19 protein-coding genes and 2 pseudogenes are annotated in these 23,332 nt (G+C 47.8%); 13 read left to right on the forward strand and 8 right to left on the reverse strand.

Annotated elements, in window-relative coordinates; translation table 11 throughout:
- Position 1: 1 nt before the first annotated feature.
- The 5 genes and pseudogenes from K6J72_RS07435 to K6J72_RS07455 form a co-directional block, all read right to left on the reverse strand.
- On the reverse strand, positions 2 to 2,776 hold the full coding sequence (locus K6J72_RS07435; protein ID WP_260320709.1) for a formate dehydrogenase subunit alpha: 2,775 nt from the start codon (positions 2,774 to 2,776) through the stop codon (positions 2 to 4).
- Positions 2,777 to 2,818: 42 nt separating this feature from the next.
- Positions 2,819 to 3,061 (reverse strand): hypothetical protein, encoded by a 243-nt coding sequence (locus K6J72_RS07440; RefSeq protein ID WP_221279448.1) that lies wholly within the window; start codon positions 3,059 to 3,061, stop codon positions 2,819 to 2,821.
- A 9-nt stretch (positions 3,062 to 3,070) separates the two neighbouring features.
- Positions 3,071 to 3,676 carry a molecular chaperone TorD family protein gene (locus tag K6J72_RS07445; protein ID WP_221279449.1) on the reverse strand — a complete coding sequence of 202 codons (606 nt, stop codon included), beginning with the start codon at positions 3,674 to 3,676 and terminating at the stop codon, positions 3,071 to 3,073.
- Positions 3,669 to 4,720 (reverse strand): annotated as a pseudogene (locus K6J72_RS07450) (GMP reductase). Before K6J72_RS07450 ends, K6J72_RS07445 begins: the two are co-directional and overlap by 8 nt.
- A gap of 47 nt (positions 4,721 to 4,767) precedes the next feature.
- On the reverse strand, positions 4,768 to 5,799 hold the full coding sequence (locus K6J72_RS07455; protein WP_221279450.1) for a type II asparaginase: 1,032 nt from the start codon (positions 5,797 to 5,799) through the stop codon (positions 4,768 to 4,770).
- Positions 5,800 to 5,941: 142 nt separating this feature from the next.
- Here K6J72_RS07455 and ndk point away from each other — a divergent pair, with 142 nt between their 5' ends.
- From ndk to K6J72_RS07500, 8 genes and pseudogenes are all read left to right on the forward strand, one after another.
- Positions 5,942 to 6,340 carry a nucleoside-diphosphate kinase gene (gene ndk / locus K6J72_RS07460; protein ID WP_221279451.1) on the forward strand — a complete coding sequence of 133 codons (399 nt, stop codon included), beginning with the start codon at positions 5,942 to 5,944 and terminating at the stop codon, positions 6,338 to 6,340.
- Between the two features lie 11 nt (positions 6,341 to 6,351).
- The gene (locus K6J72_RS07465; RefSeq protein ID WP_260320581.1) at positions 6,352 to 6,705 is read left to right on the forward strand and encodes a DUF177 domain-containing protein; all 354 of its coding nucleotides are present in this window, start codon (positions 6,352 to 6,354) and stop codon (positions 6,703 to 6,705) included.
- A gap of 10 nt (positions 6,706 to 6,715) precedes the next feature.
- Entirely contained in the window at positions 6,716 to 6,865 is a 150-nt protein-coding gene (gene rpmF, locus K6J72_RS07470) for a 50S ribosomal protein L32 (protein ID WP_221279453.1), read from the forward strand.
- A 6-nt stretch (positions 6,866 to 6,871) separates the two neighbouring features.
- Positions 6,872 to 7,897, forward strand: a complete 1,026-nt coding sequence (plsX, locus tag K6J72_RS07475) for a phosphate acyltransferase PlsX (protein WP_221279454.1) — start codon at positions 6,872 to 6,874, stop codon at positions 7,895 to 7,897.
- Positions 7,898 to 7,906: 9 nt separating this feature from the next.
- A complete protein-coding gene (locus K6J72_RS07480; RefSeq protein WP_221279455.1) occupies positions 7,907 to 8,899 on the forward strand; it encodes a beta-ketoacyl-ACP synthase III in 993 nt (330 codons plus the stop codon).
- A gap of 484 nt (positions 8,900 to 9,383) precedes the next feature.
- Positions 9,384 to 9,635 (forward strand): hypothetical protein, encoded by a 252-nt coding sequence (locus K6J72_RS07490; protein WP_221281235.1) that lies wholly within the window; start codon positions 9,384 to 9,386, stop codon positions 9,633 to 9,635.
- Positions 9,636 to 9,855: 220 nt separating this feature from the next.
- Positions 9,856 to 10,867: pseudogene (locus K6J72_RS07495) on the forward strand (IS1595 family transposase).
- Between the two features lie 22 nt (positions 10,868 to 10,889).
- Entirely contained in the window at positions 10,890 to 13,298 is a 2,409-nt protein-coding gene (locus tag K6J72_RS07500; protein ID WP_260320582.1) for an N-6 DNA methylase, read from the forward strand.
- Between the two features lie 524 nt (positions 13,299 to 13,822).
- Here K6J72_RS07500 and K6J72_RS07505 read toward each other — a convergent pair.
- From K6J72_RS07505 to accB, 3 genes are read right to left on the reverse strand one after another with little or no spacing between them, the layout of a single operon-like run.
- Entirely contained in the window at positions 13,823 to 14,971 is a 1,149-nt protein-coding gene (locus tag K6J72_RS07505; RefSeq protein ID WP_221279457.1) for a pyridoxal phosphate-dependent aminotransferase, read from the reverse strand.
- Positions 14,971 to 16,323, reverse strand: coding sequence for an acetyl-CoA carboxylase biotin carboxylase subunit (locus K6J72_RS07510; RefSeq protein ID WP_221279458.1), 1,353 nt, complete (start codon positions 16,321 to 16,323; stop codon positions 14,971 to 14,973). The genes K6J72_RS07505 and K6J72_RS07510 overlap by 1 nt, the downstream gene beginning before the upstream one ends.
- Positions 16,324 to 16,331: 8 nt before the next feature.
- Complete coding sequence (gene accB / locus K6J72_RS07515) at positions 16,332 to 16,814, reverse strand: acetyl-CoA carboxylase biotin carboxyl carrier protein (RefSeq protein WP_221279459.1); 483 nt, start codon at positions 16,812 to 16,814, stop codon at positions 16,332 to 16,334.
- 125 nt (positions 16,815 to 16,939) lie between these two features.
- On the opposite strand from accB, the gene aspA reads away from it, so the two are divergent.
- From aspA to K6J72_RS07540, 5 genes are all read left to right on the forward strand, one after another.
- Positions 16,940 to 18,352, forward strand: a complete 1,413-nt coding sequence (gene aspA, locus K6J72_RS07520; RefSeq protein WP_221279460.1) for an aspartate ammonia-lyase — start codon at positions 16,940 to 16,942, stop codon at positions 18,350 to 18,352.
- Positions 18,353 to 18,448: 96 nt separating this feature from the next.
- Positions 18,449 to 19,594, forward strand: a complete 1,146-nt coding sequence (locus K6J72_RS08535) for a type 1 periplasmic-binding domain-containing protein (RefSeq protein WP_260320583.1) — start codon at positions 18,449 to 18,451, stop codon at positions 19,592 to 19,594.
- A 14-nt stretch (positions 19,595 to 19,608) separates the two neighbouring features.
- Positions 19,609 to 20,250 (forward strand): FAD-dependent thymidylate synthase, encoded by a 642-nt coding sequence (thyX, locus tag K6J72_RS07530; RefSeq protein ID WP_221279461.1) that lies wholly within the window; start codon positions 19,609 to 19,611, stop codon positions 20,248 to 20,250.
- Positions 20,228 to 22,756: a DNA polymerase gene (locus K6J72_RS07535; protein WP_221279462.1), complete on the forward strand. Its 2,529-nt coding sequence runs from the start codon at positions 20,228 to 20,230 to the stop codon at positions 22,754 to 22,756. The genes thyX and K6J72_RS07535 overlap by 23 nt, the downstream gene beginning before the upstream one ends.
- A 75-nt stretch (positions 22,757 to 22,831) precedes the next feature.
- A complete protein-coding gene (locus tag K6J72_RS07540) occupies positions 22,832 to 23,332 on the forward strand; it encodes a Rieske 2Fe-2S domain-containing protein (protein ID WP_221281215.1) in 501 nt (166 codons plus the stop codon).

Consider the following 23,332-nt stretch of genomic DNA (forward strand, 5'->3'; position numbering starts at 1 on the left):
GTCAAGCCTTCTCAATGCGGCACAGGCCGGCATTAAATTCGGGAATTTGCGTTACAGGATCAAAGCCGTAATTGGTGATCGTGTTCGAGCTCTCACCGGTGGTGTAGGGCTTGGTGCCCTCTGGGTAGCGATGAGATAAATCCACGCCCTGTAAAATCCCCGCAAAGCTGTAAGGCATGCAAATGCGATCGGGGGTTACGGAGTGGCTAAAGATCGCCTTGACTTTGATCTTCGTCCCCTCGGGGGAGTGCACCCACATCATCTCCCCGTCTTTGATCCCGTGGTTGAGGGCTAGATCGGGATGGATGTTACAAAACATCTCGGGCGTGATGTGGGAAAGATACTTGCTGGTACGCTCTAGCATACCCGCCCCGCTCAAATTGACAAGGCGCATGGAGGCGATCACAATGGGAAACTCTTTAGCCCACTCCTCTTTAGTCTGCTCGCTGGCATAGCGCACATCGACCCTAAAATTATTCACTTGATCCTCAATGGCAGGGTATTTTTTGACCAAATCCGGGCGCGGGGAGTGCAGAGGCTCTCTATGCACAGGGATTTGATCGATGAAATTCCACACGATGGCGCGCGCCCGGGCATTACCATAAACACAAACGCCCTTTTCATCGCATTTTTGTTGGATGAGCCCGCTGGTGTCCACCTTCCAATTATCCCCCATGATCGCCTTTTCGTGCTCTGTGAGCTTGATGCCTAAGACCTTTTCAATGTTGGCTTTGGTGATTTCAGGATAGCCCCCCTTAATGGCTGAACCCTTGATGGTAACGCTCTTGTCGGCCAACAAACTATGCCCCTCGTGTTCTTCACCAAAGCGCGCCCTAAAGCCCATGCCCCCCTCTTTGGTGGGGGTGCTGATGTCATAAAGTATAGGCGTGCCGGGGTGCTGTGGTGTCCAAGCCGGCCAAGGTAACCCATAATATTGCCCCTTCATCGGTCCATAGCCCTCTTGGCTGATGTAGTCAAACATGTGCCAATTTTCTTGTTGGGCTTTGAGCCGCTCAGGGGTCCAGCCCCCAAGACCGATCACTTTGACAGAGCGGGCAATTTCACGAGTCGCGTCTTCGGGCCATTGGAAAGTTTGGCGCACCTGCACCAATTCCCCATTTTTGTCAAAATCACAGAGCAGGGCTTTGGTGTATTCCTCGTAAAAGCCAAATTTCTTCGCCATTTCAAACATGAGCTCGTGATCTTGTTTGGCTTCATAGAGAGGTTTGACCACTTGGCTACGCCACTGTGCCGCGCGGTTGGTCGCGACCACGATCCCCTCACACTCAAATTGTGTCGCCACGGGTAGGACATACACCCCATCGGGTCTATCTGTCAAAATCGCCGCCTCGTTTAAGAAGGGTTCGGCAATCACCATTAAATCCAACTTTTCAATCGCCCGCGCCATTTTGGTGTTGTGCGCTAGGGAGCTGACCCCATTGCCCTGCACCCACAAACCCTTTATGGGCGCGCTCGAGTGGGTTTTAGATTCTTGCAGTACGCCCTCAAACCAAAGCGAAAGGCTAAAGCCTTTTTTGTGCATCCACTCGGGAGAGAAGAAGCGTTTTTGCAAACTCTCAAAGCTCACCCCCCAACATTTAGCATAATGCCTCCAACTCGCCTCACTCAGTCCATAGTAGCCGGGCAAGTTGTCCGCCACACAACACATGTCCGTAGAGCCCTGCACATTGTCATGCCCGCGCACAATGTTGCAACCCCCGCCTTTTTTGCCCATGTTGCCTAGTACGAGTTGCAAAATAGACAAAATGCGCGTGTTGCCGCTACCCACTGTGTGCTGTGTGATCCCAAGAGCCCATGCCAAAGTGGCGGGCTTGGCGGTGGCAAACACCCTTGTGGTTTGGATCAACAAATCCTTAGGCACGCCGGTGATGTCCTCGACCACTTCAGGCGTGTAGTGCAACGCCTCTTTTTTGATCGCATCGATCCCGTAAGCTTGGTTTTTAATGACCTCCTTATCCTCCCAACCATGCTTAAAGATCAGATGCAGCATGCCATAAACAAAAGCAATGTCTGTGCCCGAGCGGATGCGCACATAAATGTCTGCCTTAGCCGCACTTTTGGTAAAGACCGGATCGATCACGATCAATTTCGCGTTGTTGCGATCCTTGGCCTGCAAAAAGTGCTTAAAGCCGATCGGATTGCTCACGGCTGTGTTTAGCCCGATCATCAAAATCGCTTTAGAATGCCCGACAATGTCCCCGAAGTGGTTTGTCATCGCACCATACCCCCATGTATTCGCCACACCGGCGACTGTGGTGCTGTGTCAAATGCGGGCTACATGGTCTATGTTGTTTGTCCCATAAAAGGCGGCAAACTTGCGCCAGTAGTAGGCTTGCTGCGAGTTCATTTTCGCACTGCCTAAGAACATCATGCTATCGGGCCCGTATTTTTCACGCATTTTGAGCATTTTTTCGCTGATCTCATTGATTGCTTGCTCGTAACTGATGCGCTTCCACTGCCCGCCCTCTCTTTTGAGCGGGTATTTGAGGCGCATTTTAGACTTGACTAAGTCAATTTGATCCACGCCCTTACAGCAGTGGCTGCCTGCACTGATGGGGTGATCCTGCGCCACATCTTGACGAATCCACACCCCGTCCTTGACCTCCGCAATGATCCCACAGCCCGCCGAACAGATGCTGCAAATCGTTTTGACCCGTTTAACCCCCTCATTGGGATCGATCGTGCTTTCTTTCTTTGTGGCTTTTGTGTTGGCAAAGGCTAGGCTTGCCCCAGCCCCAGCCCCAATTGCGCCCATCTTTAAAAAAGAGCGCCGGCTTAAATTACCCATGTGTTCTCCTCACCATACACTTTTGTAAAAAATCTCCCAAGCGGGGGTTTTGTGGTAGAGAATCTCCTTTTTATTGCTCTTGCCCACCACCACGCCATTGCTACCGCTATCTGTGTCCGGAAAACGCCTTTCAGGCATCACCGCAAGCAAACTTTGGCTAGAGATCGCCCCCACGCCCAAAACGCCCAACTTCTTTAAAGCCCCGCGTCTTGTTGTGGCCTTTTCTGCTTTTCTATTTTTGCTTTCGTCCATCAAACCTCCTTAAGCTAGGTTAAAAAACAACCTTTCATGCTGGATAAACGCGCCAAGGATTATAGCGCAATTTTGATAACACACGCTTTTTTCATGCGTGGCAATGGCCTCAATGAAGGCATCCCCAAACAAGTGGAAGAAGTCCTTAAAAAGCGTGGCATGTAAAGTAAAGAAGTGCGGATTGGCCAACATTTCTTTTAAAAAGGCGTTCATCATCAAGGTCAAAAACGCCAAATCGTCCTCAGCCACAGGGGCACTGATCGTGTAGCTCTCTATTTGCAAACCCGATTGCTTCAAAAGAGCGATCGCCTCTAGGCGTTTCTTGCCATTGTCCTGCCCCTCTAAATAATAAGACGCGCTTAAGGGCACAAAGGATTCTGCTGGGGCAAACAACACGGCGTTTTGCTCCGCCTTAAACGCCTCTAGCCCTTGCGCTAAAAAGCTCTCGATCTCTTGCCACGCCTGCGCCGTTTGGGTGTTGAAGGGGTAATCTTTTAAATGCCCCACCAAGGAGCACAATTCCTTAAAAAGCCCTTCATCATGCACAAACACCACGAGATAATGCCACAAGCGGTAGTAAAGTGCTCTGGCGTGGATTAAATCAACTTCAGGCATGTAGACTTTCTAAATGGTTATAAACGGGGTTGATTTGCCGGCGCACACGGATAAAAATCGCCCTCTTGGGTAGTTCCTCGAGGTTGGTTGCCCCCACATAGGCACAAGTGGAGCGCAGCCCCCCTAAAATTTCTTGCAGAGTGGGCGCAACATTGCCCCTAAAGGGCAAATAGACTTCTTTACCCTCACTGGCCCTATAAGAGCGCACACCCCCGTGGTGCTCTTGCATGGCGGTGTGTGAGCTCATGCCATAAAATAAGGCATAGGGTTTGCCCTCTTTGTCTACAATTTTAGCCTCGGACTCGGTGTGCCCGGCCAACATCCCCCCAAGCATCACAAAATCTGCCCCCCCGGCTAGAGCTTTGGCGATGTCGCCCACACAGGCACAGCCCCCATCCCCACACACCAGCCCCCCAAAGCGTGTGCCGCCTGCGCACACTCTACAATCGCCGAAAACTGCGGCACGCCCACGCCCGTCATTTTGCGTGTGGTACACACACTGCCCGGGCCAATGCCCACCTTGACAATGTCTGCCCCCGCTTGCACAAGCGCCTCGCTCATCTCTGCCCCCACAACATTGCCCGCCATCAGCACCTTACCCGGGAACTTCTCACGCACCTTAGCCACATGGGGCAGAAAATGCGCGCTGTAGCCATTGGCGATGTCCACACAAATGTTTGTCAACACGGGGATCGCCTCCAAGATGCGCTCCAACTTTTCTAGCTCTGCCTCGCTGATGCCTATGGTGATGAACACATAGGGCAAAATTGCGGCATTCTCCCCTGCAAACGCCACCCACTGCTCTAGAGTGTAAAACTTATGCAAAGCAGTAAACATTTTTTCTTGCGCTAGGGCTTTAGCCATGCTAAAAGTCCCCACGCCATCCATGTTCGCCGCTATCACCCCCACCCCATTTAAAACCCGTCCGCTCTTGGTTTTAAAGGAGCGGGTTAGATCGACTTCTTGGCGGGAATTGATAGAACTGCGCCTAGGTTTGATCAAAACATCCTCAAAATCTAAGTATTCATGTGTGTCCATGTGCATGGCAACCCCTTATGTGAATCTATGTGAAATCAACCCTCTATTTTAGCCTAATACTCAAAAAAGTAGCGTTGCAAGGTTTTTAAATCGTTGGTCTTTGTGAGGGCCACCATTAAAAGGATTCGGGCTTTGGCAGGGTTTAAATTGTCGCTGGTTAAGAAGTGATACTTGGCATCGTTGATTTCGCCCGGCTGGGTGATTTCTCCGCTGCCCACACGGCTGGAACGCACCACCACCACACCATTTTTTGTGGCGGCAGCCAAGACATTTAACACAGAAGGGAAGAGATTGCCATTGCCCATGCCAGCACTGATGAGCCCCTCAGCCCCTTTAGCCAACGCCGCTTGTATAAAATCGGGATTATCGTTTTCATGCGCATAGAGAATGTCCACCCTGGGCAGACTTTTGATGTTGGCGATGTTGAACACGCTGTTGAAGGTGTGCTTTCTTAGGGGCTGCATGTAAAAGCGCACTTGGCCGTAGATCACAGAGCCTATGGGGCCTGTGTTTAAAGATTTAAAAGTGTCTGTGTGTGTGGTGTTTGTTTTGCTGACCTCTCTGGCCGCATGGATGGCATCGTCCATCACCACCAACACCCCTTTGTTGTCCGCTTGTTTGCTCGCCGCCACTGCCACGGCGTTGTAAAGATTTAGGGGGCCATCGGCACTAAGAGAGCTGGCATTGCGCATCGCCCCCACAAACACGATGGGCTTTTTGCTGTGCACCACAAGGTCTAAGAAATATGCGCTCTCTTCCATCGTGTCCGTGCCGTGCGTGATGACCACGCCTTGCACTTCGGGTTTGTCTAGCAAGGCTTGGGTGCGCTTGGCGAGTTTGATTAAAGTGGCGTTGTCCATCTCTTGCGAACCGATGTTGCTGATTTGCTCCCCCTTAAGGGTGGCTAGCTCTTGTAGTTGCGGGATGGCCTTTAAGAGCGCATCTACGCCCACCACCCCCGCCTTGTAAGCGCTGCTTGAGCGGCTGTTGGAGTTGCCCGCAATCGTCCCGCCTGTGGCAAGCACATAGATCAAAGGTTTTGCCCAACACACTCCGACAAACAATAAAGACCAAAGCAAACGCATAAAAATCCTTTAGAAACACCAAATGGCTCGATTCTAGCGCGGTTTTCTACACGCTGGGTAAATGCGCCCAACTTAAGCTAAAAATACGGCTTATTTTGCTAGAATAGGCGGTTTAGATTTCAAGTAAGGACTATAGACGCGCATGCAAACCCTATCCATCATTAAACCCGATGGCGTGAAAAAGCGCATCATCGGTAAAATCATCACCCGTTTTGAAGAGGCGGGGTTGGAGGTGGTCAAAATCAAACGGCTACACCTAAACCAAGCGCAGGCCGAGGAGTTTTACGCCATCCACCAAGACCGCCCCTTTTTCAACGACTTGGTTGCGTTTATGACGAGTGGCGCAGTGGTGGTGATGGTGCTAGAGGGGGCAAATGCTGTGGAGAAAAACCGCGAGTTAATGGGCGCGACCGACCCCAAAGCCGCCAAAGCTGGCACCATTCGGGCGGACTTTGCTGAAAACATCGATGCGAATGTCATACATGGCAGCGACAGCGAAGAAAACGCCCAAAGAGAAATCGCCTTTTTCTTCAGCAAATAGTGCGCCTAGACATGCAAAAAATCGGGCATTCTGTAAAATCCGTGGCATGTGCTTTTGAGGGCGTGCACCTGGACGGGCAGGTGCACCGAGTCGCCCCGAAGCTCTTTATGCTGGAGGGGCATTTGCACGGAGAGGTGCCCGTTGTGTGCGCGCGTAGTGCCGAAGTCTTTAACAAAACCTTGTCCCAAGATTTAAAGCTCTTGCTCTGTGATGGGGTGTTTGACCCTAAACAGAGTTTGGAGGGTTGGGGCGTGGATGCCCTAGACACCATGGAGTGTTTTGGCGGTGTCATTGATTTGGAGGATATTTTGCGCTCAGAGGTGCAGAGTATCCAAACCGATTATCACTATTTAGACCAACCATAAAGGATAAAAAATGGCAGTACCTGATAGACGCGTGAGTAAAACAAGGGCAAGAAAACGCCGTACCCACTACACAGCCAAATTAGCCATGCCCACTAAAGGCAAGGACGGCAGCTGGAAATTGCCCCATTTTGTCAATCGATTCACAGGCAATTACAAATAGTCAGCGATGAAAATCGTTGTTGACATGATGGGAGCGGACCTTGGGGTCTTACCTATTCTTGAGGGCGTTTCTAAGGCGTTGGCGAGCAAGGCGTTTGAGCCCATTTTAGTGGGCGATGCCAAGAAGGCAAAAGCGTTCATTTCTAAGGACTTGGCCTCTAAGGTGGAGGTCATTGACTGCCCCGACTTTATCCGTATGGAGGAGCAAGCCACAGAGGCGCTCAAGCGCAAAGAGGCTTCCATTTTCGTGGGGATGGATATTTTAAAAAACGGGGCGGACGCTTTGGTTTCAGCCGGGCATAGCGGGGCGACTATGGGGCTTGCCACGCTCAAACTCGGGCGCATTAAAGGCGTGAGCCGCCCCGCTTTGTGTACCCTGATGCCTTCTGTGGGTAAAAGGGCGAGTTTGTGCCTAGATGTGGGCGCGAACACCGATTGCAAGGCGGAATATCTTTTAGACTTCGCCATTTTGGGCTATGAGTATGCCAAAAGCGTTTTGGGATATGACAGCCCCACGGTGGGGCTTTTAGCCAATGGTGAAGAAGACAGCAAGGGCGATAGCCTCACCAAAGAAGCGTTTAAGCTCATCCACGACTACCCCCTATTTGCCGAAAATACATCCATTTTCAAGGGCAATGTGGAGGGCAACGACATTTTTGTCAACAGCGTGGATGTCGTGGTGTGCGATGGCTTTGTCGGTAACATTGTGCTCAAAACTACAGAGGGGGTCGCGGGCGCGATCGGCAGCATTTTTAAAACCACGATTAAGGAGCATTTCAGCGCTAAAATCGGGGCGTTTCTTTTAAAAGAGGCCTTTGGCACGCTCAAGCAAAAGACCGACTACGCCGAATATGGCGGCGCGCCGCTCTTGGGCGTGAACAAAACAGTCATCATCAGCCACGGTAAAAGCAATGCGCGGGCGATTGAGTGCGCCATTTACCAAGCGATTCGGGCGAAGGAAAGCGGTGTGGTCCAAAAAATGGCACAAGCCTTTAGCCATAAAAACCCCACAGAGTCTACAGCTTCAAATTAAAGGATTTTCATGCCCTATGCAATGTTGCGCTCAGTGGCTTCGTATGTGCCTGCAAATTGTGTCCCCAACAGCGCCTTTGAGGGGCTTTTAGACACCACGGACGAGTGGATACAAAAGCGCACAGGGATCAAGACCCGCTATTTTGCCAGCCCTAAGGAAAAGAGCAGCGATTTAGGCGTGCGTGCCGCAAAGCTAGCCATCGAGCGGGCAGGTTTGAAGAAAGAGGACATTGATTTGGTCTTGGTCGGCACCTTGAGCCCCGATTATGTCGCCATGCCCTCCACTGCTTGCGGTCTAAGCGCCAAATTAGGCTTAGAAAACACGCCCAGCATGGACTTGATTGCTGCTTGCAGTGGGTTTATCTATTTGCTCGCCACCGCTAAGGCGTTTGTGGAAAGCGGCATGTATGAAAATGTGCTGATCGTGGGGGCAGAGAAGTGTAGCAGTGTTTTAGATTTTAGCGATCGCTCCACTTGTGTGTTGTTTGGGGATGGGGCGGGGGCGTGTGTGATCTCACCCACTGAGGATATTAAAAAGAGCATCTTAGATGTTAAAATTGCCGCCAATGGCAACTTTGGCGACTACCTTTACACTCCAAGAAACATTAAGGGCAGTGCCTTTTGCCCCGGGCATGAGGACAGCCAGGCACTGCACATGAAGGGCAATGAAATTTTCAAGCTTGCCATCAAAACTTTGCTCAAAGATGTGGAGGAAATCCTCCAAGCCAACGCCATCACCCCAGAACAGATCGCCTATTTCATCCCCCACCAAGCAAATTTACGCATCATCCAAGCGGTGCAAAACCAACTCGCCTTTAAAGAGGATCAAGTGGTCTTGACCGTGCAAAAATACGGCAACACTTCGGCTGCCAGCATCCCTATGGCGATGAACGACATTTTTGAACAAGGCAAGCTCAAAACGGGCGATTTGATGCTCTTAGATGCCTTTGGCGGTGGCCTCACTTGGGGCTCTGCGTTGGTGTATTTTGGAGAAAAAGCATAGCTTTTTCTTTAGCATAGCTTTTTCTTTAGCATAGCTTTTTCTTTAGCATAGCTTTTTCTTTAGCATAGCTTGTCCAAGCAGGCGTAGCCTGCCCATGAAAGGTGTAGCTTTTTCATGAAAAGCGTAGCTTTTTCTTTGGCGCAACTTGTCTACAAAGGTATAGTCTTTTCTTTAGCATAGTTTTTTCTTCACCACTCGCGTGGCTCTATCCGAACATGGTGGGGGCGAGCTTTGCGTATCAAAGTTTTGAGCCCGCTTTGCGTGAATTTGTAAAAAATTTTGACATGTTGCCTTTAAAACTCTTTTCCTTTGAACTCAAAAAAGAGATCACTTTGGGCACTTTAGGGAATGTTGCTTTCAAGCCATCAGTAACAGCTTTCGGGCACATGGGGGGTATTTGGTGGTCGAGAAACTAGACACCGCCGACAACGACTTAACAGATCTGCTCAAAACGCCTACACGCTAGCTTTGGCATTGGGTCATTTTGTTAAACATTCACGACATGTCTAAAAGCCAAGTGCTTTTAAACGCCGGTTTTAAAGACAATTTAGACCACACGATGCTAACAGAATTGTCTAAGAAAAGCTCCAATTTTAGGCAGTTTTTAGAGACCTTGAACCTTTACCACAAAACAATCGAGGCAAATATGAGCGATCAAACAAGCTTCCAAGCTTTTGATGGTGTCTTAAGCCCTGAAAACCTCGAGGACTATGTCAAGATGGAGATTTTTAAGTAAGAGCCCCAAGAGGACTAGTCCACTTTAACCCATAACCTATGAAAGGAACGGTGCATGTTGAACACTTTACCCCCTTAAAAAAGGGCACACCTTTAAGGATTTCGGTTTTGGTCGGTTGCAAGAAGTAAAAATAAAATGGCTATATTTGTAAAAAGTATTGATTTTAACTAAAAAATTTGCTATACTGACCTTAGTTAAATTCCTTGACAAGGGCTTTGAAATGCCTAGCAACGCAAATGAGTTAGAGATTGTTAAACGACTCTTTAATGGTCTAACAGATCAAGATAAGAAAACCTTTTTAAAGACTATTAGAAGCAAGGAAAATTCTCAAATTAAGACACCTATTCAAAAAGCAATTAAAGAGTGTCCACATTGTAAATCTGTTAAGTTTGTCAAGAATGGCAAGAAAGACAATAGACAGAGATTTATGTGCAAGACATGCAAAAGGACTTTTACCCACACTAACAACACTATTCTTTTTAGCACCAAAAAAGACATTAAGATTTGGCAACAATTCGTCCACTGTATGGTGGCAAAATATTCACTGAGAAAAACTGCCAAGATTTGTAATATCGATGTGACAACAGCATTTTATTGGCGACACAAAATTTTAGATGCCTTGCAAAGCATACAAGATGGAATAGAACTAAATGGCATCGTAGAAGCTGATGAAACTTACTTCCCTCTTTCGTTTAAAGGACATCATAAAAATTTTAAGTTGCCATGCTTGGCTAAAAAACGAGGCACACAAGCAACTAAGCGTGGGTCATCTAAAGAACAAGTTTGTGTAACAAGTAGAGTGAATTTAGACGGAAAATCTATCGCCAGGGTTTCCAATTTTGGCAAACCTAAAATTAAAGACCTAGAGAGAGTTTTAGGCGATAGGATCGCCAAAGAGAGTGTTTTTGCAACAGATGGTTTCAGAGCCTATTTGAAACTTGCAAACGGTATGGAACTAAGCCATATTAGAATACCTAAAAAAACATAAACTAGGCTCTTTTAACATCCAAACCATCAATAGTGAGCATAGTCATCTAAAAGATATGATCAAACACAAATTCAAAGGCATAGCTACCAAATACCTAGATAATCACCTTGTCTATCACAACTTTGTAAATTTTGCAAAAGAGGATCCCAAAGAAACGATCTTGTTTAAACACATACAAAACAGCGAATGCATTAGCTTGAGCAAAGAGATTTCTAAGAGAGAGTGTTTGGGGTTAGTGGGGTAAAATGGCAAACGAGCAACAAACTATGAATAAGTTGAGGGATTTTATCTCCGGTAAAGAAATTAGGGAAAGCCCTGAAGAGAAAGAGGCGGTGCAACCATTTTTAAAGATACTCCACGAAGACTATGGTTATCCAAAAAATCTTTTGCAAGCACACCCGCAATACAGAGTCAAGGCAAGCCCATCTGACAAAAAAGGTTATCCCATTGACATTGCTGTTTTTGAAACAATACAGAATGAGAAAAAACTAAAAATTGTCGTGGAGTGCAAGAAAAAAGATAGAAAAGATGGAATAGAACAACTAAAAAGTTATCTGAAATTTTGCGAAGCGCGCATAGGCATTTGGTTTAATGGTGAGGAAAGTGTCTATATCCAAAAGATAGAGAAGTCTGGGAATATCGTTTTTGAAGAAATAAGTGCTTTTCCCAAGCACAATGAAAAATTAAGCGAGATAGGAAAGTATCTAAGAAAAGATTTAAAACCCACGCACAACTTAAAAGAAATTTTTAAAGAGATTAGGGGGCGGATTGTCGCTAACAGCACGGGCGTGAATCGAGACGAACAAATCGCCAAAGAGATGATTTTATTGATCCTTTGTAAAATTTACGATGAGCGTTTTACGGCTAATGACAAAATGGTAAGATTTAGAGCATCTGTAGATGAAAGTGATAAAGAAGTCAGGGATAGGATCGACGAACTTTTTGCAGACATACAGCAAAAATACGATGATGTTTTAAACAAACAAGACACCATAACCTTTGATAGCAAAACCCTAAAATTAGTGGTGGGCAAACTCCAAAATATCTGTATCACTGAAACCGACAGAGACAGCGTGGGGGATGCGTTTGAAGTTTTTATAGGATACTCGTTAAAAGGTTCTCAAGGGCAGTTTTTTACACCCAAAAATGTAGTTAGGCTGATGGTAGAAATTGTCGCGCCAGACAAAAAGCACACCATCATCGATCCAGCGTGTGGGAGTTGTGGGTTTTTGGTTGAGTCATTAAAATACCTTTGGCACACCCTAGATAAAACCATTGAAAACGAAATTTCTAGAGCCGAAGAAAAGATGGCTTTGGCGATCAAAAATATTAGAGGGATTGAAAAAGACAGCTTTTTAACAAAAGTGGGTAAAGCCTATATGACCATTTTAGGCGATGGCAAGGGGGGTATCTTTTGTGAAGATAGCTTGGAATTGCCTAAAAATTGGGGTGAGCTCACAAAAAGCCAAATCAAATTAGAAAGCTTTGATCTCTCTTTTTCAAACCCACCCTTTGGAAAAGATATCAAAGTAACGGGCAAGGATAAACTAGCCCAATATGCTTTGAATTTAAATAAAAAAGAAGGCAATGTTTCCACACTGTTTTTAGAAAGGAATTTACAACTTTTAAAAAAGGGGGGCAGATTGGCGATCATTTTGCCCGAAACCTACTTCCACGCTCCCAGCACGAGATATGTCAGAGAGTTTTTAACCCAACACAATATCGAGTGGCTCATCGATATCCCCCACAACACATTTAGACCCCACAACAATGCTAAGTGCATTATCTTAATCCTTCAAAAGGACACAAAACAACAAAAATTTATCAATATGGCTGTAGCTGAATTTGCAGGGCACGATCACAATGGCAAGGCGATTTATCATGTTGATGGCAGTGTCAAAGACGACACGCCGACAATCATTGATGAAGTGAGGGGAAGGACAGATGAAAAGAAATACACCTTTGAAGTAGAGGCGCATAAGGTGATTGCAAGCGATATTTTGATTCCTAGATACTTTTGGAAAAGTAAAGAACTTGAGATCGCAGACATTGCCCATAGAAAAAATCTAAACATGGTTTCTTTGCAAGAGTTGATCGATCATGCGTGTATTAGTTTTTTTGACGGGCATGGATCGCCTAAGGGGGAGCTAAAGGGTGAGGGTTCAATCCCTTACATAAGAGTTAAGGACATTGTAAATTGGCAGATTTACAAAGACCCTACAGCCATGATTCCTACAAGCGAATACGATAGACTTTTTTCTAAGGCTAAACAACTCAAGCCAAAAGACATCTTATTTGTCAAACGGGGGAGTTACAGAATAGGCAGCGTGGCCATGGTTTCTCCAAACGACACACATGTTATTCTGACAAGGGAAATATTAGTTCTTAGAGTGAATACACAAAGTGCTACCAAGCAATATGGAATGACGCCCGAATATTTGTTATACGCGATGTCTCATGTGATCACTTATAAGCAACTTGAAAATAAAATTTTTATAGACACGACTTTACCAAACATTGCCGATAGATGGAAAGAGCTACAAATCCCCATCCCTAGAGATGCTAGCCAGCTAGAGCAAATCACGAAAAAAGTCAAAAGTGCCATCACTAAACAGTGGGGATTTTTAAATATAGTTGATACTTTAAAAAATCACAACGATGTTTTCTATACTTGAGTTGTTAATATATGGGTTAGGTGTTGTTATTAACATCGAAGAGTGGTGCAGATGGTGATCGGTTTTTCCTCATCTAACTCTTTAAAAAATCAATACTTTTTACAAATACAGCCAATAAAATTTAAAATAAATTTAGGAGAAAATGATGGCGATTACACATATAGAACTTAAGGGCCAACACCTCCATGTCTATGGAGAGAAAAACAAAATATTTTATGCGACCGGCGTTAGTCCAAGCGATAAATTGTTGGGGTTTACAGCTAGCTCTTTTACTTTAAAAAAAGGGCAATATACAGTAACTTAAGATGAAAAAGGCAAAACCACCGGCTCACGCCATACACCTTAATATGGGGAGCTCTAAGCCCCACTTAGGGCACACTTTGAGGTAGCTGGGCTACCCCAGCATAGACTAACTTTGAAAAGAAGGGGCGACAGCCCCCCAAAGGTGTATTCACCCCACCAATGCTTACAAATCCCCAAAACACGAGGCGATACAAGTTAGCCCCCTTTAAGCACAAAGCCCCCTAAGCCATGAATTTTTTAAGCCGCTCTAAGCCCGCCTTGATTTGTTCTAAAGAACAAGCGTAAGACATGCGCACAAAGCCCTCAACTCCAAAAGCAATGCCGGGCACGAGTGCCACGCCCTGCTCTGCTAAGAGTTTTTGACAAAACTCCATAGAGTTTTGCCCGGGGATTTTGATCCACAAATAAAACGCCCCCTGTGGCTTCAAGGTGCTAAGGCCTTTAATTTCATTGAGTCCCGCATAAGCCATATCGCGGCGCTCTTTAAAGGCAAGGCGCATGTTTTCAATGTCTTGGTCGGCACAACCTTGCAGGGCGGCTAAAGAGGCTTTTTGGGCGATGGAATTGATGTTAGAAGTGCTGTGGCTTTGCAAGGCGAGCATGTGTTTTAACAAAGCCTTGTCTTTCGTGGCTAAATAACCCACACGCCAGCCGGTCATGCTCAAGGCTTTGCTAAGGCCATTGATGGTGATCGTGCGCTCTAATTGCCCTTCAAGCGCGCCAAAAGAGCACATAGAGCCCTCATACACGAGTTTTTCATAAATTTCATCGCTTAAGACCCACACCTTCGTGTTTTTGAGTACCTCTGCTAGGGCTTGCAACTCGGCTTTGGTGTAGATCATGCCTGTGGGGTTGGAGGGGGTGGTGAGCACCAGCATTTTGGTTTTAGGGGTTAGGGCTTGTTGCAGTTGCTCTGGGGTGATTTTAAATTCCGTGGCAGCATCGGTGGGCAAGAAGACATTTTTACCCCCGCTGTAGGTTACAAGCTCGGGGTAACTCACCCAATAGGGCGCAGGGATGATGGCCTCATCGCCGGGGTTGATGAGGGCCTGAAAGGCGTTGAACAGGCATTGTTTCGCCCCATTGCTCACCATGACCTCGTCTGCGGTGTAGTGCAAGCCACTTTCCTTTTGAAATTTTTGGGCGATGGCTTGCAACAATTCGGGGATGCCCTTCACGGCTGTGTATTTGCTAAAACCCGCATCGATCGCCGCCTTGGCCGCCTCTTTCACGCAAGGGGGGGTGTCAAAGTCGGGCTCGCCCGCGCTGAAACTTAAAATGTCCCTGCCCTGCGCCTTCAACTCCTGTGCCAGCGTGGTGATGGCGATGGTCTGCGAAGGGGCGATTCTCGTGATTCTGTCTGCGTACATCAGGATTCCTTTTGTTGGGTTTCTAAATATTTGGTGTGGATTTGATTGCGTCTAAAGTCGGGATTATCCAGCATGGCTAAATGAAAGTCCCTGGTCGTCTTGATCCCCTCCACAAAAAACTCTTTGAGTGCCCGCTTCATTTTGGCGATGGCTTGATCCCGATTAGGCGCATGCACGATGAGTTTACCGATCATTGAATCGTAATAGGGGGGCACGCTATAACCCGCGTAAGCGTGGGTGTCAAAGCGCACGCCCATCCCCCCGGGGGCGATCCACGAGGTGATCTTACCCGCACTTGGCGTGAAGGTCTTGGGGTCCTCGGCGGTGATGCGGCACTCTATGGCGTGCCCCCTGCAGACAATCGATTCTTGAGGGGGGAGTGTTTCCCCTTGAGCGATCCTAACCATCCACTCCACTAAATCTAAACCACTCACCATTTCGCTCACCGTGTGCTCCACTTGCAAGCGGGTGTTCATCTCCATAAAGTAAAAATCCTCTCCATTCGCATCTAACAAGAACTCAAAGGTCCCCGCCCCCACATAACCGATGTGCTTAGCGGCGCTAATGGCGGTCTTTAAGAGTCTTTGGCGTACCTCTTCTTGCAAAACTAAGGCGGGGGTTTCTTCAATAAGCTTTTGTTGGCGGCGCTGGGTGGAGCAATCCCTCTCGCCCACATGCACCACATTGCCATGTTTGTCGGCTAGGATTTGCACCTCGATGTGCTTGGGGTTTTTGATGAACCTTTCAATGTAGACGCTGCCATCCCCAAAAGCGCTCAACGCTTCGGTTTCAGCGGCTAGATAGAGGTTTTTAAGCGCACTGGCTTTCTCCACCACGCGCATGCCCCGTCCGCCTCCGCCATTGGCCGCCTTGATGATGATGGGAAAGCCGATGCGCTGGGCAACCTCCAGTGCCTCTTCATAGCTCTTTAAAATCCCATTGGAGCCCTCAATCACAGGCACACCCGCCTCTTGCATGCACACCTTGGCTTTGGATTTATCCCCCATTAAAGCCATCACCTCAGCACTAGGGCCAATGAACTCTAGCCCGTGATGGGTGCAAATCTCCACGAAATTTTGGTTTTCACTTAAAAACCCATACCCGGGGAAAATCGCATCGGCTTCAAAAAGCTCGGCGGCGCTGATGATCGCCGGGATGTTTAAATAGCTCTCTGCAGACTTAGGCCCGCCCACGCACACCTTCGCGTCAGCGGTGTTGAGGTAGTGGGCATCCTTGTCGGCGCTGGAGTAAATGGCGATGGATTGTTTGCCCATTTGGGCGATGGTTTGAATCGCCCTGAGCACAATCTCCCCCCGATTAGCGATCAGTATGCGCTGAATCTCTTTCTCCATGCCACACCTTAAAGTTTTTCAATCTTGACAAGCTGTGTGCCGTATTCTACGGCGGTTGCATCGTCTACTTCAATGGCTAGGATTTTACAATCACATTCGGCCTCAATCTCGTTCATGATTTTCATCGCCTCTACAATGCCGATCACCTGCCCTTTTTTGATGGTGTCGCCCACCTGCACATAGGGGCTGGCGGTGGGGCTGGGGCGGTGGTAGAAAGTGCCGACCATGGGGGATAGAATGTAGTCTTCTTTGGCTTTTTGTCCCACGCTTGCTGCCCCGGTTGTGGCGTTGATGGCGCAGGCGCTGGCGGTGGGGGTGTGCAACAAGGGCTGCTGGGCGGGCGTGCCCTCTACAATTGCTGCCTGCACTTGAGTCGTCCTTTTAGCCGACTTGTCTAGCACTAACTCCACACTCTCCATTTTGAGTTTAAAATAACCGATCTGACTCTCGTCAAAGGCCGCCATCAGCTCTTGAATGTCGCTTACATGCATCAAGTGTCCTTAAAAGTGAATTGCTTAGTTTAGGGCTATGATAACATGATTTTGATGTTAATATTGATGTTAATATTAATTTTAAGTGGGTAGAATACCGCTTTATTTTAAGCAAAGGAGAGTTTATGGCAACTAGACGAGAGCACGATTTCATCGGCGAAATGGAAATTGAAGACAGCCTCTACTACGGCATCCAAACCATGCGGGCGGTGGAGAACTTCAACATCACGCATGACCGCCTCTACAATTACCCCGTGTTCATCCGCTCTTTCGCACAAGTGAAAAAGGCAGCGGCTTTAGCCAACACCGAATTAGGCTTGATCGATGTAAAAATCAAGGATGCGATTTGCCACGCTTGCGACAAAATCATTGCGGGTGAGTATTTGGATCAATTTGTGGTGGACATGATCCAAGGGGGGGCTGGCACCAGCACTAACATGAACATCAATGAAGTGATCGCTAACCTCGCTTTAGAGTTTTTAGGGCATAAAAAGGGCGAGTACCAATACTGCCACCCTAATGACCATGTCAACCGCTCACAATCCACCAACGATGCCTACCCCTCAGCGTTAAAAATTGCTATCTATGAGAGGCTAGACAAACTCACCCAAACCCTCAAGATCTTAAAAGACGCATTTGCCCTGAAGGCCAAAGAGTTTTCCCACATCCTTAAAATGGGGCGCACCCAGCTGCAAGACGCTGTGCCCATGACCCTAGGCCAAGAGTTTGAAACCTTTGTGTGCATGGTGGAAAAGGACATCCAGCATGTCCTAGATGCGCGCAATTGGACCAGGGTGCTTAATTTAGGGGGCACAGCCATTGGCACGGGCATCAACTCCCACCCCGATTATAAAAATATTGTGGAGAAGAAAATCCAAGAGGTTACGGGCCGTCCCTTCACCATCGCCCAAAACCTCATTGAAGCCAGCCAAAGTACAGGGGCGTATGTGCAAGTGAGCGGGGCGCTCAAAAGGGTGTCCATTAAGTTGTCTAAAATCTGTAACGACTTGCGTCTTTTGAGCTCAGGGCCTCGAGCGGGTTTAAATGAAATCAACCTGCCCAAAATGCAACCCGGAAGCTCGATCATGCCCGGTAAGGTCAACCCCGTGATCCCCGAAGTGGTGAATCAAGTGTGCTTCTCGGTGATCGGCAATGACCTTTCTGTGGCGATGGCAGCCGAGGGTGGACAGTTGCAACTCAATGTGTTCGAACCCGTGATCGCCTATAAACTTTTCCATTCTTTTGTCATGCTCGATCGCGCGATCCACACTCTAGTGGATAAATGTATTTTAGGCATCACGGCTAATGAAAAAATCTGCCAAGACTATGTGTTCAACAGCATCGGCATCGTGACCGCCCTAAACCCCCACATCGGGTATGAAAAGTCTGCCTCCATTGCCAAAGAAGCCCTAGAAACCGGCAAATCCATCCACGAAATTGTGTTGGAGCGCAAATACCTCACCCAAGAGCAGTTAGACGAGATTTTCCAACCCGCCAACATGCTAAGCCCCCATGTCTTTAAAAAGCACAAAGATTAGGCCTTTGGGCTTGCTCTTAAGCCTAGTTTTTCTAGGCGCGTTGGGGGCTAAGGCGCACCCCCGCCTGCCATCGCCCATCCCCCCGCCCGCCAAGTGGTGATCAACCTAGAGCCCTGCAGCCCCGATTGTTTGCATAAGCTCTATGCCAGCGGACAGATATTTTCTTTCATGGCACACTATGCCAGCGACACACAGGATGCACAGCTACAAGACAATTACACCATCATAGATGACCTGCTAAACCCCACTTTGAGTGCAAAAAACCCGCAAGTGGAGGACACACAAAACCAACAAGAGGTCTATAAAGTCGCGCTCTTAGCACCTAAAAAAGTTGTGGGGCGTTACGCCGACACTTCCACCAACGCCCTTTTGGCTTACCTAGCTTTAAAAAACCACAACTTCACGCTCAAAGTTTTTGACAGCCAAAAGGAAGACCCCGAGAGCCTGAAGAAGGCTTACCAAAGCATTGAAAACGAGGGTTTTCCCTTTGTCATTGCGTTGTTGACCCAAGAGGGAGTGCAAAACTTGGTGGCAAAGACCCCCCTAACCTTGCCGACCATTGTCCCCACGGTGAATAAACACCAGCTAGAAAAGCGCATGGATTTACCCTCCACACTCATTTTTGGGGGGATCGACTTCCCTAAGCAAGTGGCGATGCTCTTGGAGTTTAGCCAGCACAGACCCCTGGTGGTCTATAACGATGACAGCTTTCGGGGAGAGATGCTGAGCAAAAGCCTCAAGGATTTGGGGGCGAACATCCTTTATGAAGACACCATCACCTTTAAAAAGGCGAGCGCCTTTGGCAAGGAACTTGGCAGCCAACGCCGCTACCTACGAAATGGCGTGGTGCTTTTCAACACTTCCATTGTGAAAACGGGCATGCTCTTAAGCCAAATAGGCATGCTCTCTAGCCGTGAGAGACCGCAAATGTTGCTCTCTTCGCAAATCAACTTCAATCTGTCCATGTTCATGCTGACCCAAGCACAGGATCGCCAAAACCTTTACATCACCAGTGCCTTAGCCGAATTGAACCCCTATTTGAGCCAAACCGCCGCTTTGTTGAACAGCGATTTAAAATACGATTGGGTGGGCTATGCTAGTGTGGATTGTTTGGAGCATATGTTGGTGCGTTTTTACCCCCACTTGCAGCGCTACTTCAAAGAGCCCTTGCAAGACCAACAAATCCTTTACACCAACACCCTTTACACGCCCAAATACTTAGGCTTTAGGCCACTCAATTAAACTTAAGGGGATTCATGCAAGTGCTTTTGAAACACGCCACGCCGCTTTCTTGTTGCTATGAAGCCATCCGCACCTGTTACCAAAGTTTTGGCTACAGCGACAATGGGGGGCGCAAGGATTTAGAACTCATCGATCGCGTGGCGAACAAATACCGCCACAACTCCACCCTAGAGCATTTATTTTACAACTTTGACATCCAAGGCATCAGTCGTGCGTGCTTGCAAGAATTAGCGCGCCACCGCATGGCAAGTTTTTCAGTCAAATCCAGCCGCTACACCTTAAGAGAGCTCAAAAACGAAGAGAGTTTTTTGCCCCTAGAGGCACACAACCTAGAGAGAGCCCAAAAATTTTTAGTCTTTACGGGAGTGGAGGCGGTGGATTGTGCGAGTGTGCAAGCCTTAGAAAATTTACGCCTTTTAATCGTGCAAAACATTAAAAACGATTACGCCAAATTTGCCATGCCAGAGAGTTATAAAACCAGTCTAGCTTTTAGCTTAAACGCCCGCAGTTTGCAAAACTTCTTGAGCTTACGCACGGACAGCAAAGCCCTTTGGGAAATCCGCGCTTTGGCTTTAAAAATTTACGAAGCCTTGCCTGAAGAACACCGCTACTTATTCACCCATTGCCTCAAACATGAAAACCCTACACCTTGTTGATACCTTTAGCCTTCTCTTTAAGTTTTACTACCCCTTAAGGGATTTACACACTTCTAAGGGGTTTAACACCGCATGGCTGAACGCCTTTGTAAGAATCCTGCAAAGGCTTTACAACTTCAAAGCCGATGGCCTGATTTTCGCCCTAGAGAGTGGGAGCAACCACCGCAAAGACTTGCACCAAGAGTACAAAGCTAACCGCCAAGCCCCCCCCCATTTAGACACACAACTCCCCATCATTTTTGAGTGGATCGAACGCATGGGGCTGTGTGCTTTGAGCGTGGCGGGTTATGAGAGCGATGATGTCATTGCCAGCTTGTGTCAGCACTTTGACACGCCCCTGATTAGGATTTTCAGCGCCGATAAGGACTTTTTTCAGCTTGCAAGTGAGCGGGTGGTGCTCTTTGATTTAAGCACACAAAGCACGAGAGGCGTGGATTTTTGCCTAGAGAAATACAAGATACACCCCAGACAATTCACCGACTATCAAGGTTTGGTGGGCGATAGCAGCGATGGCTACAAGGGGGTTAGGGGCATCGGGGCAAAGGGAGCGGCCAAGCTTTTGCAAGAATGGGGGGATTTAGAAAATATCTATGCCAACTTAGACAAACTCCCCTCTAAATTACAAAGTGCCCTAAGAGCGGACAAAGACCAAGCCTTTTTGAGCCGCACTTTAGCGACCCTTAAGAGCGATTTAACACTAGAGTTTAAAACGCCACCTAACTTCCCTACAGAAAACCCCCTATTAAAGATTGAAGACGCTTTGGCGGAGTTTGAAATGTTTGGCTTGTTAAAGCAAATCCAGCCCAAAGCCACCTTAAGCCCGTTAAACACGCCCTTAAACTCCAGCCAAGAAGTGCTAGACAAACTCGCTAAAAGCCCCCCCTGTGTGGTGCAAACCAAAGAGCTTAAAGAGGGGGTGTTGCTCGGGGTGTTGCCTTTAAGTGGGGAGTTCATGGCGGTGCTTTTAAACGACTTACTATCCCCCACTTTGGTGCAGCAGCTTTACACCTGTCAGCTCATAGGGCATGGTTTAAAAGAAGTCTTTAGCCATTTGGGGCGTTTTGGGGCGTTTAAGGGGGCAAGCTTTGAGGACATCAGCCTATTGGCGTGGCTGGCTAATTGCTATTTAGACAATTCTTTAAATGCCCTAGTCTTGAGCTTACACCTAGAAACCCCAGCCCCCCTAGAGGGCAATTTAGCCCAAATCGCCGCCGCCATGTGCCACAACGCCCCCATCATTTTAAAAGCCTACACCCACTACAAAAAAAATTTAAACCCCAATTTGTGGGCTCTCGCGCACAACTTAGAATACCCCCTACTCACGCTTTTAGCCCAAATGCAAGGGCATGGGTTTTTGTTGGATTTAGACTATTTGCAGGGCCTAGATACAGAGTTTAAACAAAGCTTGTTGGAGTTAGAGCAGCGCATACAAGAACAAGCCCACACAGACATCAACCCCAACTCTTCCAAACAATGGGCGCAATTTCTCTACACCCATTTAGGGCTCGCAAGCAAGCACGCCACCAAGATCAAAACGGGCTTCTCCACGAATGAAATGAGCCTAAAAGCCTTGCAACAAGCCTACGCAGGGCAGAGCATCAAGGGTGTTGAGGTGTCTAGTTTGCTAGGCACGCTTTTAGAATACAGAGAGCTTTTTAAGCTCCAGAGCACCTATGTCAAGCCCCTATTAGAACGCCAAGTTAAGGGCAAAATCCACACGCTCTTTCACCAAACCACCACCGCGTCCTCAAGGTTAAGCTCGAGCAAGCCCAATTTACAAAATATCCCCATGCGCACCCCCCTAGGGCAACAAATCGCCCGGGCTTTCATCGCCCCTAAAAATGCCGTGTTGCTGGGGCTGGACTACTCCCAAATGGAGCTTAGACTATTAGCGCATTTTAGTGAGGACTCGCATTTAATCCACGCCTTTGAACAAAACCAAGACATCCACACCAACACCGCCCTAGCCCTTTTTAACGACCCTAAACAAAGGTCTTTGGCCAAGGCGATCAACTTTGGGCTGATCTATGGCATGGGGGCTAACCGGCTCGCCGCCACGCTAGACATCAGCCTAAAAGAGGCAAGAGATCACATGGCGCGCTATTTTCAAGCCTTCCCCACCATCAAGGATTTTTTAGACAAACTCAAAGAGCAGATTTTACAAGAGGGGCAGGTGCGCACTTTATTAGGGCATGTGCGCGCCTTCAATTTTGAAGGGGCTAGTCCTAAACTCATTGCCGACCATTTAAGAGAGGGGGCAAATACCCTATTTCAGGGGAGCGCAAGCGATTTGATGAAACTTGCCATGCTGGCGGTGAAAGAGCACTACCCGCAGCTTAAAGTGCTCGTGCAAGTGCATGACGAACTGATTTTAGAGGTGCCAAAAGAGCAAGCGGACACGCTCGCCAAAGGGCTTCAAACTCTCATGCAAGAAATTTACCCACTCAAAGTCCCTCTAGAATGCCATGTGCGCTTGGGGTCAAACTGGGCGGATTTAAAGGCGTAAACCCCCATAAACACGCAATATTAAGTTTTTCAGTGTAGAATATACGTTTTGTAAAAATGCTAGAGGAGCGAGATGATGGCTGAGATCAATCGGCGGGATTTTTTGAGCATGGCACTTGCAGGCGTGGCTGGGGCTGGTGCAATTGCGGGGCTGGTCGCCATGAAAAAAACATGGGACCCATTGCCTAGTGTGGTGTCGGCGGGCTTTACCACCGTGGATGTTTCCAGCATGAAAGATGGGGAGTTTAGCAGTGTGGAGTGGCGGGGCAAACCCGTTTACATCATCCGCAAAACCCCCAACATGCCCTTTGACGCAAAAAGGGATTTCAAGGTCAATAATGGGGTTTTCACCGTGGGGGTGCAGATTTGTACACATTTGGGTTGTATCCCTAATTTTGAGTCCATTGACAAGGGCTTTTTATGCCCCTGCCATGGGGGGCGATTCACCACCGATGGCGTGAATATCCCGGGCACACCGCCCCCCCGCCCCTTTGAGATTCCCCCCTTTAAACTAGAGGGCAACAAGATCACCTTTGGGGCTGTGGGCAAAGAATATCAAGTAATGATGAAGGCGTAA

Origin of the sequence: Helicobacter sp. NHP19-003, assembly GCF_019703305.1 — a bacterium.
Lineage (GTDB): Bacteria > Campylobacterota > Campylobacteria > Campylobacterales > Helicobacteraceae > Helicobacter > Helicobacter gastrocanis.